Here is a 12,953-nt window from a genome sequence, read left to right on the forward strand (position 1 = left end):
ATAGGGAAGTCTCAGGGTCGGAAATAAGCCTCATACCTAAAATCTCATTAGCGCATCAAAATAAGTAAGTCGCTTCTTTTTAGTTTCTGGAAACTAGCATTTACCTTTACGCATATGAAGAAAAGAATTGCATTGGTTACAGGAGGATTCACGGGAGAATCGGTGGTTTCTCTTAAAAGTGCGGCGGTAGTCGAGCGGCATTTGGATCAGGACAAGTATGAGGTTTTCAAAATTATCATTGAGAAGACCAAATGGTTTCATCTTGCCCCTGACGGTCAGGAGCATCCTGTGGACCTCAATGATTTTTCTGTCAGCCCTCAGGGGCAAAAGATAACTTTCGACGGGGTTTTTAATATTCTCCATGGTTCGCCGGGAGAAGATGGGAAGCTCGCAGGCTACTTCGATATGCTCGGCATTCCCTACACCACCTGTGATGCCATGACCTCGGCCATCACGATGAATAAGGGCTATACTAAGGCGATCATCCAGGACATAGACCATCTTCATGTCGCCAAATCTATCCAGCTTTTCAAGAATAGTCCGGAAAACCACGATCGGGTTTTGGAGGAATTATCACTCCCCTATTTTGTCAAGCCTAATAATGGCGGAAGTAGCATCGGGATGAGCAAGGTGAAGTCAGCGGAAGAATTAGCCGAAGCCCTGGATAAAGCATTCGCCGAGGACAGCCAGGTTTTGGTGGAGGAATTTGTCTCCGGAAGGGAGTTTTCTATTGGAATATATTCCTGCCAGGGCAATATCATTGTCCTTCCGGCCACAGAAATTGTCAGTTCCAAGGAGTTTTTTGATTTTGAAGCTAAATATACGGCTGGGGTCACGGAGGAAATCACTCCAGGCAGAATGAATGAGGAGGAAATCGCAAGAGTTAACCAAATAGCTGCAAAGGTGTACCAAAAGCTTAATTGTAAGGGCGCTGTGCGAATGGATTATTTCTTGGAGCACGAATCTTCCAAGGTGTTTTTTATTGAGATCAATACCGTACCAGGTCAAACTGAAACCAGCCTCATCTCTCAACAAGTAAGGGCTATAGGAAAAGAAATAAAGGAATTTTATACGGAGATCATCGAAGAAATGTGGACATAAAAAAAGCGGCAGAAGCCGCTTTTTTTAGTTATAGCCTAGTCAAGTAAGGCCAAAGTACATTTATCTACAAACGATTGGTAAAAGATTCTCAGCCTTAGAGGCCAAACTCCTTCTTCAATCGATCCACATAGTCTAGTTTTTCCCAAGTAAACAGCTCCACATCCAAAGTAAGGGAAGTGCCGTCTGGAGAAACAAAAGTCTTCGTAACGACCTCATTTTCTCGGCCCATATGTCCGTAGGCTGCCGTTTCTTCATATATAGGGTTTCTCAATTTGAGCCTTTGCTCAATGGCATAAGGTCTCATATCGAATATTTTCTCAATTTTCTCAGCAATTTCCCCATCTTTCATAGATAGTTTTGAAGTGCCATAGGTATTGATGTATAGGCCCATAGGCTGTGCTACTCCGATGGCATAAGATACCTGCACCAGAACCTCGTCAGCAAGTCCGGCTGCCACCATATTTTTGGCTATATGCCTTGTAGCATAGGCGGCAGAGCGATCGACTTTGGAAGGATCCTTACCTGAGAAAGCGCCTCCACCATGGGCGCCTTTACCGCCATAAGTATCCACGATGATTTTCCTACCCGTGAGGCCTGCATCTCCATGAGGACCGCCGATCACGAATTTTCCCGTAGGGTTGATATGGTAGGTAATATTATCTGTAAAGAGAGCCGCAATACCTTTGCTGAGCTTAGCCTGCACCCGTGGAATTAATATTGAAATGATATCGGATTTGATCTTGGCCAGCATGGCCTCTTCCTCATCAAAATCGTCATGCTGAGTAGAGATAACGATGGCCTTGATTTTTTGAGGCACATTCTCATCACTGTATTCGATAGTCACCTGCGCTTTAGCATCTGGACGAAGGTAAGGGATATCCTTGCCTTCCCGACGAAGTGCCGATAGCTCCCTCAATAACATATGAGAGAGGTCCAAGGCCAAAGGCATATAGTTGGTCGTTTCATTAGTCGCATACCCAAACATCATACCTTGGTCACCAGCACCCTGATCTTCAGGACTGGTACGATCCACCCCCTGATTGATATCGGGAGACTGCTCATGAATAGCCGACAATACCCCGCAGGAATTACCGTCAAACATATACTCTCCTTTGGTATAACCTATCCGATTGATCACATCCCTGGCTATTTTCTGAACGTCCAAATAGGTGTCCGACTTCACTTCTCCCGCCAATACTACTTGGCCAGTTGTCACCAAGGTCTCACATGCTACCTTAGACTTTGGATCAAAAGCCAGAAAATTATCAATCAAGGCATCAGAAATCTGATCAGATATTTTGTCAGGATGTCCCTCAGAAACAGACTCTGAGGTAAATAAATAAGGCATATATCGAATTTTAATTTACATATTGAAATGGTCTGTAAAATTAAAGCATAAGCAGGAAATAAAAAACTATTACTTTGGGATTAATAATATCAGGCCTATACGCTTATTTAAGAGGTATTTATTAGGGAAAATCGGCTAAAATCGGCCTATTACACCCCAACTTTGCCCAGATTCCTTCAGGTCATAGCTACTTTCCCCTGGACTAACGCTTAAGGATAAGGGAGCAAAATAAATCAATTTTACCTCCGATAATCAATAAAAAGCATCCTGAAAATGCTTAAAACGTGTGATGTTCTTTTGATCTACATACACGCCAACGATGTCAAAACGAATGTCCTTATGCCAATCCACCTCAAATATATAATGATCAGCCGCCCGTATCACCAACTGCTGCTTACGATAATCCACAAACTCCTCTGCATAGCCAAAGCCCGTGCCACTTCTAAACTTCACCTCCACAAAAATCAATAAACCTTTGTGCTCCATGATCAAGTCAATCTCGGCATGCTTAAACCGATAATTCTGCTCCTTAAGACCATATCCCTTCGTAATCAAATATTCGGCAGCCAACTGCTCCGCCCTACTTCCGTTCTCATTATGCAGCGCCATGATTATTTTTGTTATTTTTGAAATAAATTTGTTCTTATTATAGGTAATGAATTGGCTTTGCAAGCCCTAAAGAACCTTCTTAAACGAATAAATGTTGACAATCTCAGGACAGAAAAGGCCACATCGTGAATCAAAATATCAATAAAAAAGTGAAGTTTATAGATCTCGGACAAAAAGATTATAAGGCGACCTGGGACTACCAGGAGGAATTATTTCAGGAAATTGTCGATACCAAGATCGAAAACCGAAAAAAGGGTGATGACGACCAGCAAGCCACCAAAAACTACCTATTATTCGTGGAACATCCCCATGTCTATACCATAGGAAAAAGTGGTGAATTGTCTCATTTATTATTAGATGAGAAGGCTTTGGCAGCCAAAGGGGCAACTTTCTATAAGATCAATAGGGGTGGAGACATTACCTACCATGGCCCGGGGCAACTGGTGGGTTACCCCCTGTTGGATTTGGACAATTTCTTTACTGATATCCACAAATACCTGCGGTACCTGGAGGAGGCCATCATCCTCACCCTAGCGGATTATGGCATCGCTGCGGGAAGAATCGAAGGCCTCACTGGAGTCTGGCTAGATCATATCGAGCGCAGAAGCCCGCGAAAGATCTGTGCATTGGGAGTAAAGTCAAGCCGATGGGTCACCATGCATGGCTTTGCCTTCAATATGAATGCTGATCTGGCCTACTTCAATAATATAGTGCCATGCGGCATTACTGACAAGGCCGTCACCTCATTACATATAGAACTCGGAAGGCCCGTCGATGAAGAAGAAGTAAAAGATAAAGTAAAGGCTCATTTGAAAGCCCTGTTTGAAATGGAATGGGAAGACTAATCTCATAGTCTATTCTCTGTATCGACCTTGGTTTAGTGTATATAAAGACCTTTGGGCTTAGCTGAGAAAGAGCATTTTGCAGGATTTGAATTTATTAATATGAAAAAAGACATCAACTTTCACCCGGTGACGGGTGTAAAACTTGCTATAGCAAAGACGGAGGAAAATGGATCCACTGAGTGGGGCGTATATATCATCAATCTCAACCTTATCGAGCTCTCCAATGTCATGATCACCTCCAAGGGATATGGCCTTATCGATGGGGAGGAGAAGAAGACCAGCACCCTGCGTCATATGATCACGGAGCTAGGACCTGAAAGCATGGCGAAAGTAGAGCCCATCGACCCCAATTTATTTGTGCTAAACAATGAATTTTGGGTGAGTTATTATATATTAGATCAGATATTTGACAAGAAGTTTGTCTTTGTAGAAGGCAGCATGGATGAGACCAATGTCCATCACATCCCTGAGCTGGATCTGCAAGGCGTGCTACATTCCTAACGAAAAGCTATGGCAGATTTTTTCAGTGAGCTAAAGAATATTTTATTTCTAGACCTAGAAACTGCCGCCTCCACACACCATCTGGAGGAGCTGCCGGAGCGAATGCAGGAAGAGTGGCATCTAAAAGCCTCTCGAATTTCCACTGATGAAAACATGGATGCAGCCCAGCTATATTTTGAGAAGGCAGGCATTTATGCCGAATTTGGACGGGTCATCTGCATTGGCATGGGTTATTTCTCCTATAATCCCGACCTGGACCAACTCCAATTCAGAACCAAAAGCCTGGCCTCAGCAGATGAGCATGAGATCCTCTGGGCGTTTCGGGATATTTTGGAGAAAAAAAACTGGACCTTATGTGCTCATAACGGCAAGGAATTTGATTTCCCTTATTTGTGCAGAAGAATGCTTGCGAACCGCATCCCGCTGCCTAATGTGCTGCAACTTGCAGGGAAGAAACCATGGGAATTGAAGCACCTTGACACCTTGGAGCTCTGGAAATTCGGGGATTATAAGCATTATACCCGACTGGAGTTATTGGCCTCCTTATTTGATATCCCCAGTTCGAAGGACGATATTAATGGGAGTGAAGTCAATAGGGTCTTTTATGAAGACAATAATCTCCAATCGATCCGGACTTATTGTGTAAAGGATGTGGTGGTCACGGCAAAAATATACTTGGCATTTCAAGGTCTCCCTGGCGATATGGATCTTCAGATAATCGATCTGGACACACCAGAGCAGGGCTAAGTGGCTGCTGTCGCGCACAAATAGTAAGGGTGAAATTGCACTAAAGTACAGCATTCATTGTTGTAGGACTTAGCTGGAAAGGTCAGCTGGGGTAAATTTCTCTTAGATGCTACGTTCCTCAAACCTACTCCGTATATTTGCAGCATCACCACCGCTGACCAATAGGCAAGCAGGAACCTACTCACCCAGCCTGCAAAAAATTAAAATTTTAAATAATATTCGGCTTTAAAAAGGCCTGAATCAGAAAAACATTCATTTTTATGAGCAAACAACCAAGAAAAAATAATAAAGGAAAGAAGGAAAAACCTATTTCCAATTCTGCTCAATTAGCAGATCGCATATTGAACTTTTTGGACAATAATTTTGGCGAGGAATTCGCCATCAAGCAACTTATCAGAAAACTAAATATCCGCGACAAGATCACCAAGGGTGGTGTGGAGCCAGTGCTCAATAAGCTGGTGGAAGCGGGATCGGTATCCAGGAATCCCCGAAACCATTTCTCCTCCACCAAGGCACCTGATTTTATAGAAGGCACCGTAGATTTCGTAAATCCTCGTTTTGCCTTTGTAGTGCCTGATCATAAGGCTGAAGGAGAAGAGGATATATTAGTAAAATCCCGGGATCTCAAAAACGCCCTGGATGACGACCGTGTCCGCATTCAGGTCTTCCCACAGAAGCAACATGGCCAAAAACGGGAAGGAAAAGTCTTGGAAGTGGTCAAAAGAGCCCGTGAGGAGTTTGTAGGTAGAGTAGAGATCTCTCCACGTTTTGCCTTTGTAGTCTCCGACTTCAAAAAAATGCACCATGATATATTCGTTCGTAAAGCGGACCTCAATGGCGCTCAGCATAATCAAAAAGTAATCGTCAAGATCACCGAATGGAGAGAAGACGATAAGAACCCATCAGGGAAAGTCACTCAAGTCCTGGGTGAAGCAGGAAACCACGAGGTGGAGATTCACTCCATCATGGCAGAGTTTGGTCTTCCATTTGAGTACCCCGAAGAGGTGGTGCAAGAAGCAGAGGCGATATCCGAAAAAATCCCTGAGTCAGAGATCAAAAACCGAAGGGATTTCAGAGATGTGACCACCGTCACCATTGACCCTGCAGATGCTAAGGACTTTGATGATGCCATCTCTTACCAGCGACTGGCAAACGGCAATATACAACTCGGCGTGCACATCGCAGATGTCACTCACTATGTAAAGCCAAAGACCATCCTGGAAAAAGAAGCCTATAATCGTGCTACTTCCGTCTATCTGGTGGACAGGACCATCCCTATGCTCCCTGAGAGACTCAGCAATGGCCTATGCTCATTGAGACCCAATGAGGACAAGCTCACCTTTTCATGTGTCTTTGAGATCGATGAAAATGGCGATGTACTCGATCAGTGGATTGGCAGGACGGTTATTCACTCCGACAGGCGCTTTGCTTATGAGGAAGCGCAGGAGAATATCGATAAGCAGGAAGGGGATTTTTATTCTGAACTGACCTTATTGAATAATCTTGCGAAGAAAATCCGTAAGAGAAGGTTTAAAAACGGGGCCATTAATTTTGAAACCGTAGAGGTAAAATTCAAGCTGGATGAAGATGGCACCCCTCTTGGCCTGATGATCAAGGAGCGGAAAGACATCCACAAGATGATTGAGGAATATATGCTACTAGCCAATAAGGTGGTGGCAGAATTTATCTATAATAAAAACAAAGGCAAGGACACCTTTGTTTATAGGACTCACGACCATCCTGACTTGGAACGACTGGAGACCTTCTCTAATTTTGCTAAGAAGTTTGGTCATGAGATCAATATAAATGAGGAAACCCGAATCTCCGCAACGCTAAATAAGCTAATGGAGGAGATTGTGGGTAAGCCTGAGCAGAACGTCTTGGAGCAATTGGCGATCAGAAGTATGGCCAAAGCGCGCTATACGACGGAGCCAAAAGGCCATTTTGGTTTGGCATTCAGGCATTATACACACTTCACCTCGCCGATCAGAAGGTATCCGGATATGATGGTTCACCGTCTGCTACAGCATTACCTGGATGGAGGTAAGTCCCCGGAGGAGAAAGAGTGGGAAGATAAATGTATCCATTCTTCTGAGAGGGAAAAGCGGGCGGCAGATGCCGAGCGAGCTTCCATTAAGTATAAGCAGGTAGAATTTATGGCCTTGGCAGAGGACAAAGCTTACGCTGGAATAATTTCAGGTATCACCGAATGGGGTATATTTGTAGAAATTACAGAAACCAAATGCGAAGGAATGATCCGACTGCAAGATATGCAGGATGATTATTATGAATTTGATGAGAAGCATATGCGCCTGATCGGTGCCAAAAATAAGAAAATGATAACCCTGGGTGACCAGGTAAGGGTCCGCGTAGTGAACACGGATATTGATAGAAGAACCATAGATTTGGAATTTGCAAATGACAATGACTAAAACCCATTTCAGCCATGAGCTGATGCAGCAGTTAGAACAGCACTTGGAAGGACTGTCTTACGGAGAGAATCCCAAGGAATTATATGAGCCGATTACATATATAATGAGTTTGGGGGGCAAGAGAATTCGCCCTTTACTCACGCTATTGGCTTATTCGCTATACGATAAGGACTACCAAAAAGCCCTTACGCCTGCTGCTGCAGTGGAGATCTTTCATAACTTCACCCTGGTTCATGATGATATCATGGATGCTGCTCCCCTCCGACGGGGACAGCAAACGGTGCACAAAAAGTGGAATACTAATACCGCTATTCTCTCAGGAGATGTCATGCTAGTGCGAGCCTATGAAATGCTCTCCTTTGTGCCGGAAGATAAGCTGGCCATTTGCCTGAAACTCTTTAATCAAACCGCCGCAGAGGTCTGTGAAGGACAGCAGTGGGATATGAATTTCGAGCAAAGGGAAGAAGTCTCTGAGCAGGAGTATATACAAATGATCCGCCAAAAAACCGCCGTTTTGCTAGGTTTTGCCTTGCAATATGGAGCCATACTTGGTGGCGCCTCCGTCAAAGATTCCCAGCATCTCTATGACTTTGGCGTCAATATCGGAATTGGCTTTCAGCTAAAGGATGATCTGCTGGATGTATATGCCGACAAGGCTAAATTTGGGAAACAAGTCGGTGGAGACATCCTCGCCAATAAAAAAACCTTCCTGCTGATCAAAGCCCTCGAGACTGCTCAAGGCGAGGAGCTGGACCAATTACACCATTGGCTGAATCAGCAGACTTTCCAGGCAGAAGATAAGGTGAAAGCTATCACCCAGATCTATGACAGGCTAAAGATCAAAGATATCTCCCAGGCGAAAATGGAATCCTATTTTGAACTAGGCTTCCAGCACCTTGACCAGGTGCAGGTAAATGACCATGAAGCACTCAAGGCACTCAAAGGCCTGACGCTAAATCTCATTGACCGAGAAAAATAAATTCTTCTACTTCTATTTTATTCATGGAAATCTCCGCGACCGTACTTATCATCATAATTACAGCCATCAGCACCATTATTGGATGGAAACAGCCCAATTACCTGCATGATAGCATGTTTATCCCTTACCGCATCCAAACCAATAAGGAATGGAGCCGTTTTATTCGTTCGGGTTTTATCCATAAGGATGGGATGCACCTGCTATTCAATATGATTACCTTCTACTTTTTTGGAAGGTTGGTGGAGTCCTTTTTGACCATGAAATTTGGCGCCAGCACGGGCATAATCGTCTTCGTGCTGTTTTATATCGCAGCTATCGTCATAGCGGATATTCCGACTTATCTGAAAGAGAAGGCCCACCCGGGCTACCAAGCCTTGGGTGCTTCGGGAGGCACCTCAGCGGCGGTTTTTGCCAGTATTATCCTGATGCCCATGGCTGATATCTGCCTCTTTGGCATTCTCTGCCTTCCTGGATTTATACTCGGGATTTTATTCCTTGGCTATTCAGCCTTCAAAAGTAAGCAGCAAAACGATTCCATAAATCATGACGCCCACTTGTATGGAGCCATTTTTGGAATTGCCTTTATTGTACTATTATATCCCGAGAGTCTATCCCATTTCATCGATCAAGTGGTGAAATATAGACCCTTCTGATCATGGTCAGCAGTACTCTGCCCCGGACAGTAATTATTTTCTAAGCTTTTGGGCTAAGAAATTCAGAAATGTAAAAAAAAGGGAGTCTATCAGACTCCCTTTTTTTTGTAATGTACTTTATCCTGACTCTTCAATATTTTCACGGCAGATTCAGCGGTGATATCTCTTTGTGGATTAGCTAACATTTCGTAGCCTACCATAAACTTTTTGACTGTGGCAGACCTCAACAGCGGCGGATAGAAAACCATATGCAAATCCCATTCAGGGTGCTTCTGCCCATCGGTAGGCGCCTGATGAAGCCCAGCGGAATAAGGGAAAGATACTTTAAACACATTATCATACATCACCGTCAGCTGACGGTAGGCATCGGCAAGGGCTTCCATTTGTTTCTGATCCAGCTCTGAGAGCGAACCGATAGCCACCTTAGGAGCGATCATCGCTTCAAATGGCCATACGGCCCAGAAAGGCACCAAACCTACAAAATAGTCGTTCTCAAATAATATCCTCTCGCCTTTCGCCAGCTCTTCCAGTACATAGTCCACCACCATACTACGCTTATATTTCTGGTAATAAGCAGAAAACTTCTCCTGTTTTTTGGCAGGTTCTACAGGCACGGATTCCTGAGCCCATATCTGTCCATGAGGGTGCGGATTTGAGCAGCCCATCACAGCGCCTTTATTTTCGAAAATCTGAACATAGTTGATAAAATCACGCTGTCCTAGCTCCTCATATTCCTTCTTCCATAGCGCCACCACCTTAGTGATCGCCTCCTGATCCAACTCAGGAATGGTAAGATCATGGCGTGGTGAAAAGCAGATCACCTTGCATAGCCCACGTTCGCTTTTAGCTTTAAAAAACTCCCCATCCGAAAGCTCCCCTTCGGGAATATCAGCCGTAAGCGCCCCAAAATCATTTTGGAATACAAAGCTTCCGGTATAATCAGGGTTTATCTCCCCATTGATACGGGTATTCGTGGGACATAAATAGCACTTTTCATCATATGCAGGCTTAGCAGCATCACTGGCGTCCTCCTCTTGTCCCTGCCAAGGGCGCTTCCCACGGTGGGGGGATACTTGAAGCCATTCTCCCGTAAAAGGATTATATCTGCGATGGCTATGATCTTCAAAATTAAAATCAGACATTATATTAGTATAGGTAAAATTAGGTTTGACAATTAAAAGTAAGGCTAGGCTGCTATTATCAGCTCACCCGTCTGGTGCCGTCAGTCACCGCCACCTCATAGATCTTAAGGTCTGTACCAAAGGCCTGCTTATAGGCTTCAGCGATTTGTTTTTCATATTCTTCCTTTCCAGCTTTGGTCACGAGATTGATGGTGCAGCCACCAAAACCGCCTCCCATCATCCTAGCGCCAGCCGCCAAAGCGGAGGTTTTTGCAAAGTCGGCTAAGAAATCTAGTTCCTTACAGCTCACCTCATACATCTGGGATAGCCCATCATGTGAGCCATACATCTGCTGACCAAAGCCTTTGATATCTCCTTTTTCTAATAATTCACAACCTTTAAGAAGCCGTTCGTTTTCTTCAATCACATATTTGCATCGAGTATATACCACTTGAGACACCTCTTCCTTCACCTCTTCCAACATCCCGAGGCTCACATCTCTTAGGCTATTGACGGAAGAATGCTTTTGCTGCACCGCAGCTACTCCCTCCTGACATTCCCTTCTCCGCTCATTATAGGCGGAATCTGCCAGGGAATGTTTCACCTGCGTATCGCAGAGGATGATCTGATAGTCCCCCAGATCAATCGGAAAATAACTGTACTCCAAAGAGCGACAATCCAGGCGGATGGCATGATTTTCCTTGCCCATCATGGAGGCAAATTGGTCCATGATACCGCACTGAACCCCTGCAAACTCATGCTCAGCCTTTTGGGCAAACTTAAGCATGTCTAATCGAGCCAATTCGAGGTCAAAAAGCTCACTTAAGGCCAGGCAAACGCCATTTTCTACCGCCGCCGAAGAGGAAAGTCCTGCTCCTACCGGGACATCTCCACCAAATACCAAATCAAATCCCTCCAAGGAATGTCCTGCCTGCTGTAGCTGTGCGACCACTCCCATCACATAATTACCCCAGCCTCCTTCCATACGCTCAAAATCCTCCAGATCAAAAGATAAGGATTCCTCAAAATCATAGGAAAACAAATGACATTCCTGAGTTCCATTTTTCTGCACCGCGATCACGATTTCCTTGTCAATGGCCGCAGGCAGTACAAACCCTTCATTATAGTCGGTATGCTCACCGATAAGATTGATCCTCCCCGGGGACTTCACCACGATCGGCTCTTGCTCAAATAGGGACTTAAATTTTGCTTGAATTATAGTGGGATTCATGTTATTATAATTAATGATATGCGCTTTATTTTTCTTTTACCACCGACTTGCCGGCACCAGCATCCGAAGCTCGCTCGGCGAATAACTATAGGGTATTATTCCGCAGAAAACTGGTAGCTTGTGAAGCTCTCAAATTTCTCCTGAGGCCTCAAAACTACAGATGGGAAATGCGGCTGGTTAGGGGAATCTGGAAAATGCTGTGTTTCCATGGCGATTCCTGCATGCTGAGGAAAGTTCTTGCCTTTGCCAGTCAGGCTACCATCGAAATAATTGGCAGTATATACCTGCATCCCTGGCTCAGAACTATGGACCGTCATGGTGATTCCCGTTTCTTCCGCCTTCAATTTGGCTTTTTCTTCCTCCTTACCAAAGACCAGAGTCTGATCAAGGCCATTCCCGATCTTGATCTGGGCATGGCTAGAGAAGACGGCTTCCCTTACTTTCCTAGGGGCTAGGAAATCAAATGGCGTGTCCTTTACCGATAAAATTTCACCGGTGGGAATGCTCCCCTCTATTACAGGAATATACCATGGAGCATTTACCTGCAGTTGATGATCTAGTGCGGATTGTGACAGGTCTCCGGATAAGTTGAAGTACGAGTGATTGGTGAAGTTCACCACGGTCGCCTTAGTGGTGCTAGCTTCATATTCTATTCTAAGGGCATTCCCATCCACCAAGCGATAGCGCACGGTGACCTTAAGCTCGCCAGGATAATTTTCCTCCCCGTCAGGGCTGGTGTAGTGAAATGCCACCCCATCTTCCAGTACCTCAGAGGACCATATTTTTTTGTCAAAACCTATTTCTCCTCCATGCAGGTGATGATCTCCATTAGTTTGGGCTAGCTGATAGTCTATGCCATCCAATGAAAATTTACCCTTATGAATACGATTACAGACTCTACCGACGGCACAGCCCATGAAGGCATTAGCCTTATGGTAAGCCTCAGATTTATACTCTTCAAAAGTGTCGAAGCCCAAAACCACATCGGTGAGCTTGCCAGATCGGTCTGGCACCATCAAATGGGTAACAGTGGCTCCATAATCCATAACTTTCAGGCTCATGCCAAAGTCATTGGAAATGGTAAAAAGTAAGACGTCTTCCCCCTTAGTAGTTTTACCAAAGGAGGTTTGTTGTACCTTAAGGCTAATGGGTGTTTGGGTATTCATTTATTAGGCAGTTGCTTGGTTAGTATGATAATTTCGTTGGTTTGCAATTATCAAATTAACCAATAAAAAAAGTGTAAAACAGGAAATAAATGGCCAAACTTTTAAAAAAACGTTCCCGAAAACGTTATCATTCGGCAAATTTGATAAAATATAGAAAAACCTTGGCACATGGATTACTTACCAAGCTTCTAGCAACTGCCTACTGTTCAATAGGATTTGG

12 protein-coding genes are annotated in these 12,953 nt (G+C 44.4%); 7 read left to right on the plus strand and 5 right to left on the minus strand.

Going from position 1 to position 12,953, the window contains the following annotated elements:
• The first annotated feature begins 114 nt into the window (after positions 1 to 114).
• Positions 115 to 1,101: a D-alanine--D-alanine ligase gene (locus tag B050_RS0100955; RefSeq protein ID WP_018471993.1), complete on the plus strand. Its 987-nt coding sequence runs from the start codon at positions 115 to 117 to the stop codon at positions 1,099 to 1,101.
• Between the two features lie 94 nt (positions 1,102 to 1,195).
• Here B050_RS0100955 and metK read toward each other — a convergent pair whose 3' ends face one another.
• Positions 1,196 to 2,449: a methionine adenosyltransferase gene (gene metK / locus B050_RS0100960; protein WP_018471994.1), complete on the minus strand. Its 1,254-nt coding sequence runs from the start codon at positions 2,447 to 2,449 to the stop codon at positions 1,196 to 1,198.
• Positions 2,450 to 2,701: 252 nt separating this feature from the next.
• Positions 2,702 to 3,058, minus strand: coding sequence for a YraN family protein (locus tag B050_RS0100965; protein ID WP_026235517.1), 357 nt, complete (start codon positions 3,056 to 3,058; stop codon positions 2,702 to 2,704).
• A gap of 125 nt (positions 3,059 to 3,183) precedes the next feature.
• On the opposite strand from B050_RS0100965, the gene lipB reads away from it, so the two are divergent.
• From lipB to B050_RS0100995, 6 genes are all read left to right on the plus strand, one after another.
• Positions 3,184 to 3,903, plus strand: a complete 720-nt coding sequence (gene lipB / locus B050_RS0100970) for a lipoyl(octanoyl) transferase LipB (RefSeq protein ID WP_018471996.1) — start codon at positions 3,184 to 3,186, stop codon at positions 3,901 to 3,903.
• A 99-nt stretch (positions 3,904 to 4,002) separates the two neighbouring features.
• On the plus strand, positions 4,003 to 4,404 hold the full coding sequence (locus B050_RS0100975) for a hypothetical protein (protein ID WP_026235518.1): 402 nt from the start codon (positions 4,003 to 4,005) through the stop codon (positions 4,402 to 4,404).
• A gap of 9 nt (positions 4,405 to 4,413) precedes the next feature.
• Positions 4,414 to 5,151, plus strand: a complete 738-nt coding sequence (locus tag B050_RS0100980) for a 3'-5' exonuclease (protein ID WP_018471998.1) — start codon at positions 4,414 to 4,416, stop codon at positions 5,149 to 5,151.
• A 260-nt stretch (positions 5,152 to 5,411) separates the two neighbouring features.
• Positions 5,412 to 7,583: a ribonuclease R gene (gene rnr, locus B050_RS0100985; RefSeq protein WP_018471999.1), complete on the plus strand. Its 2,172-nt coding sequence runs from the start codon at positions 5,412 to 5,414 to the stop codon at positions 7,581 to 7,583.
• Positions 7,570 to 8,562: a polyprenyl synthetase family protein gene (locus B050_RS0100990; RefSeq protein WP_044201445.1), complete on the plus strand. Its 993-nt coding sequence runs from the start codon at positions 7,570 to 7,572 to the stop codon at positions 8,560 to 8,562. The genes rnr and B050_RS0100990 overlap by 14 nt, the downstream gene beginning before the upstream one ends.
• Before the next feature lie 23 nt (positions 8,563 to 8,585).
• Positions 8,586 to 9,215, plus strand: coding sequence for a rhomboid family intramembrane serine protease (locus B050_RS0100995; RefSeq protein ID WP_018472001.1), 630 nt, complete (start codon positions 8,586 to 8,588; stop codon positions 9,213 to 9,215).
• Positions 9,216 to 9,304: 89 nt separating this feature from the next.
• Here B050_RS0100995 and B050_RS0101000 read toward each other — a convergent pair whose 3' ends face one another.
• From B050_RS0101000 to B050_RS0101010, 3 genes are all read right to left on the minus strand, one after another.
• Entirely contained in the window at positions 9,305 to 10,357 is a 1,053-nt protein-coding gene (locus B050_RS0101000; RefSeq protein WP_018472002.1) for a UDP-glucose--hexose-1-phosphate uridylyltransferase, read from the minus strand.
• A gap of 58 nt (positions 10,358 to 10,415) precedes the next feature.
• Complete coding sequence (locus B050_RS0101005; RefSeq protein ID WP_018472003.1) at positions 10,416 to 11,567, minus strand: galactokinase; 1,152 nt, start codon at positions 11,565 to 11,567, stop codon at positions 10,416 to 10,418.
• 95 nt (positions 11,568 to 11,662) lie between these two features.
• On the minus strand, positions 11,663 to 12,733 hold the full coding sequence (locus B050_RS0101010; protein WP_018472004.1) for an aldose epimerase family protein: 1,071 nt from the start codon (positions 12,731 to 12,733) through the stop codon (positions 11,663 to 11,665).
• Between the last annotated feature and the right edge of the window lie 220 nt (positions 12,734 to 12,953).

Source organism: Echinicola pacifica DSM 19836 (assembly GCF_000373245.1).
GTDB classification, from domain to species: domain Bacteria; phylum Bacteroidota; class Bacteroidia; order Cytophagales; family Cyclobacteriaceae; genus Echinicola; species Echinicola pacifica.

Coding starts and splice junctions, on each gene's coding strand:
- B050_RS0101010 (WP_018472004.1), bottom strand. CDS start 12,733: ATGAATACCCAAACACCCATTAGCCTTAAGGTACAACAAACCTCCTTT.
- B050_RS0100975 (WP_026235518.1), top strand. CDS start 4,003: ATGAAAAAAGACATCAACTTTCACCCGGTGACGGGTGTAAAACTTGCT.
- B050_RS0100965 (WP_026235517.1), bottom strand. CDS start 3,058: ATGGCGCTGCATAATGAGAACGGAAGTAGGGCGGAGCAGTTGGCTGCC.
- metK (WP_018471994.1), bottom strand. CDS start 2,449: ATGCCTTATTTATTTACCTCAGAGTCTGTTTCTGAGGGACATCCTGAC.
- B050_RS0100995 (WP_018472001.1), top strand. CDS start 8,586: ATGGAAATCTCCGCGACCGTACTTATCATCATAATTACAGCCATCAGC.
- B050_RS0100980 (WP_018471998.1), top strand. CDS start 4,414: ATGGCAGATTTTTTCAGTGAGCTAAAGAATATTTTATTTCTAGACCTA.
- B050_RS0101005 (WP_018472003.1), bottom strand. CDS start 11,567: ATGAATCCCACTATAATTCAAGCAAAATTTAAGTCCCTATTTGAGCAA.
- B050_RS0100955 (WP_018471993.1), top strand. CDS start 115: ATGAAGAAAAGAATTGCATTGGTTACAGGAGGATTCACGGGAGAATCG.
- B050_RS0101000 (WP_018472002.1), bottom strand. CDS start 10,357: ATGTCTGATTTTAATTTTGAAGATCATAGCCATCGCAGATATAATCCT.
- B050_RS0100990 (WP_044201445.1), top strand. CDS start 7,570: ATGACAATGACTAAAACCCATTTCAGCCATGAGCTGATGCAGCAGTTA.
- rnr (WP_018471999.1), top strand. CDS start 5,412: ATGAGCAAACAACCAAGAAAAAATAATAAAGGAAAGAAGGAAAAACCT.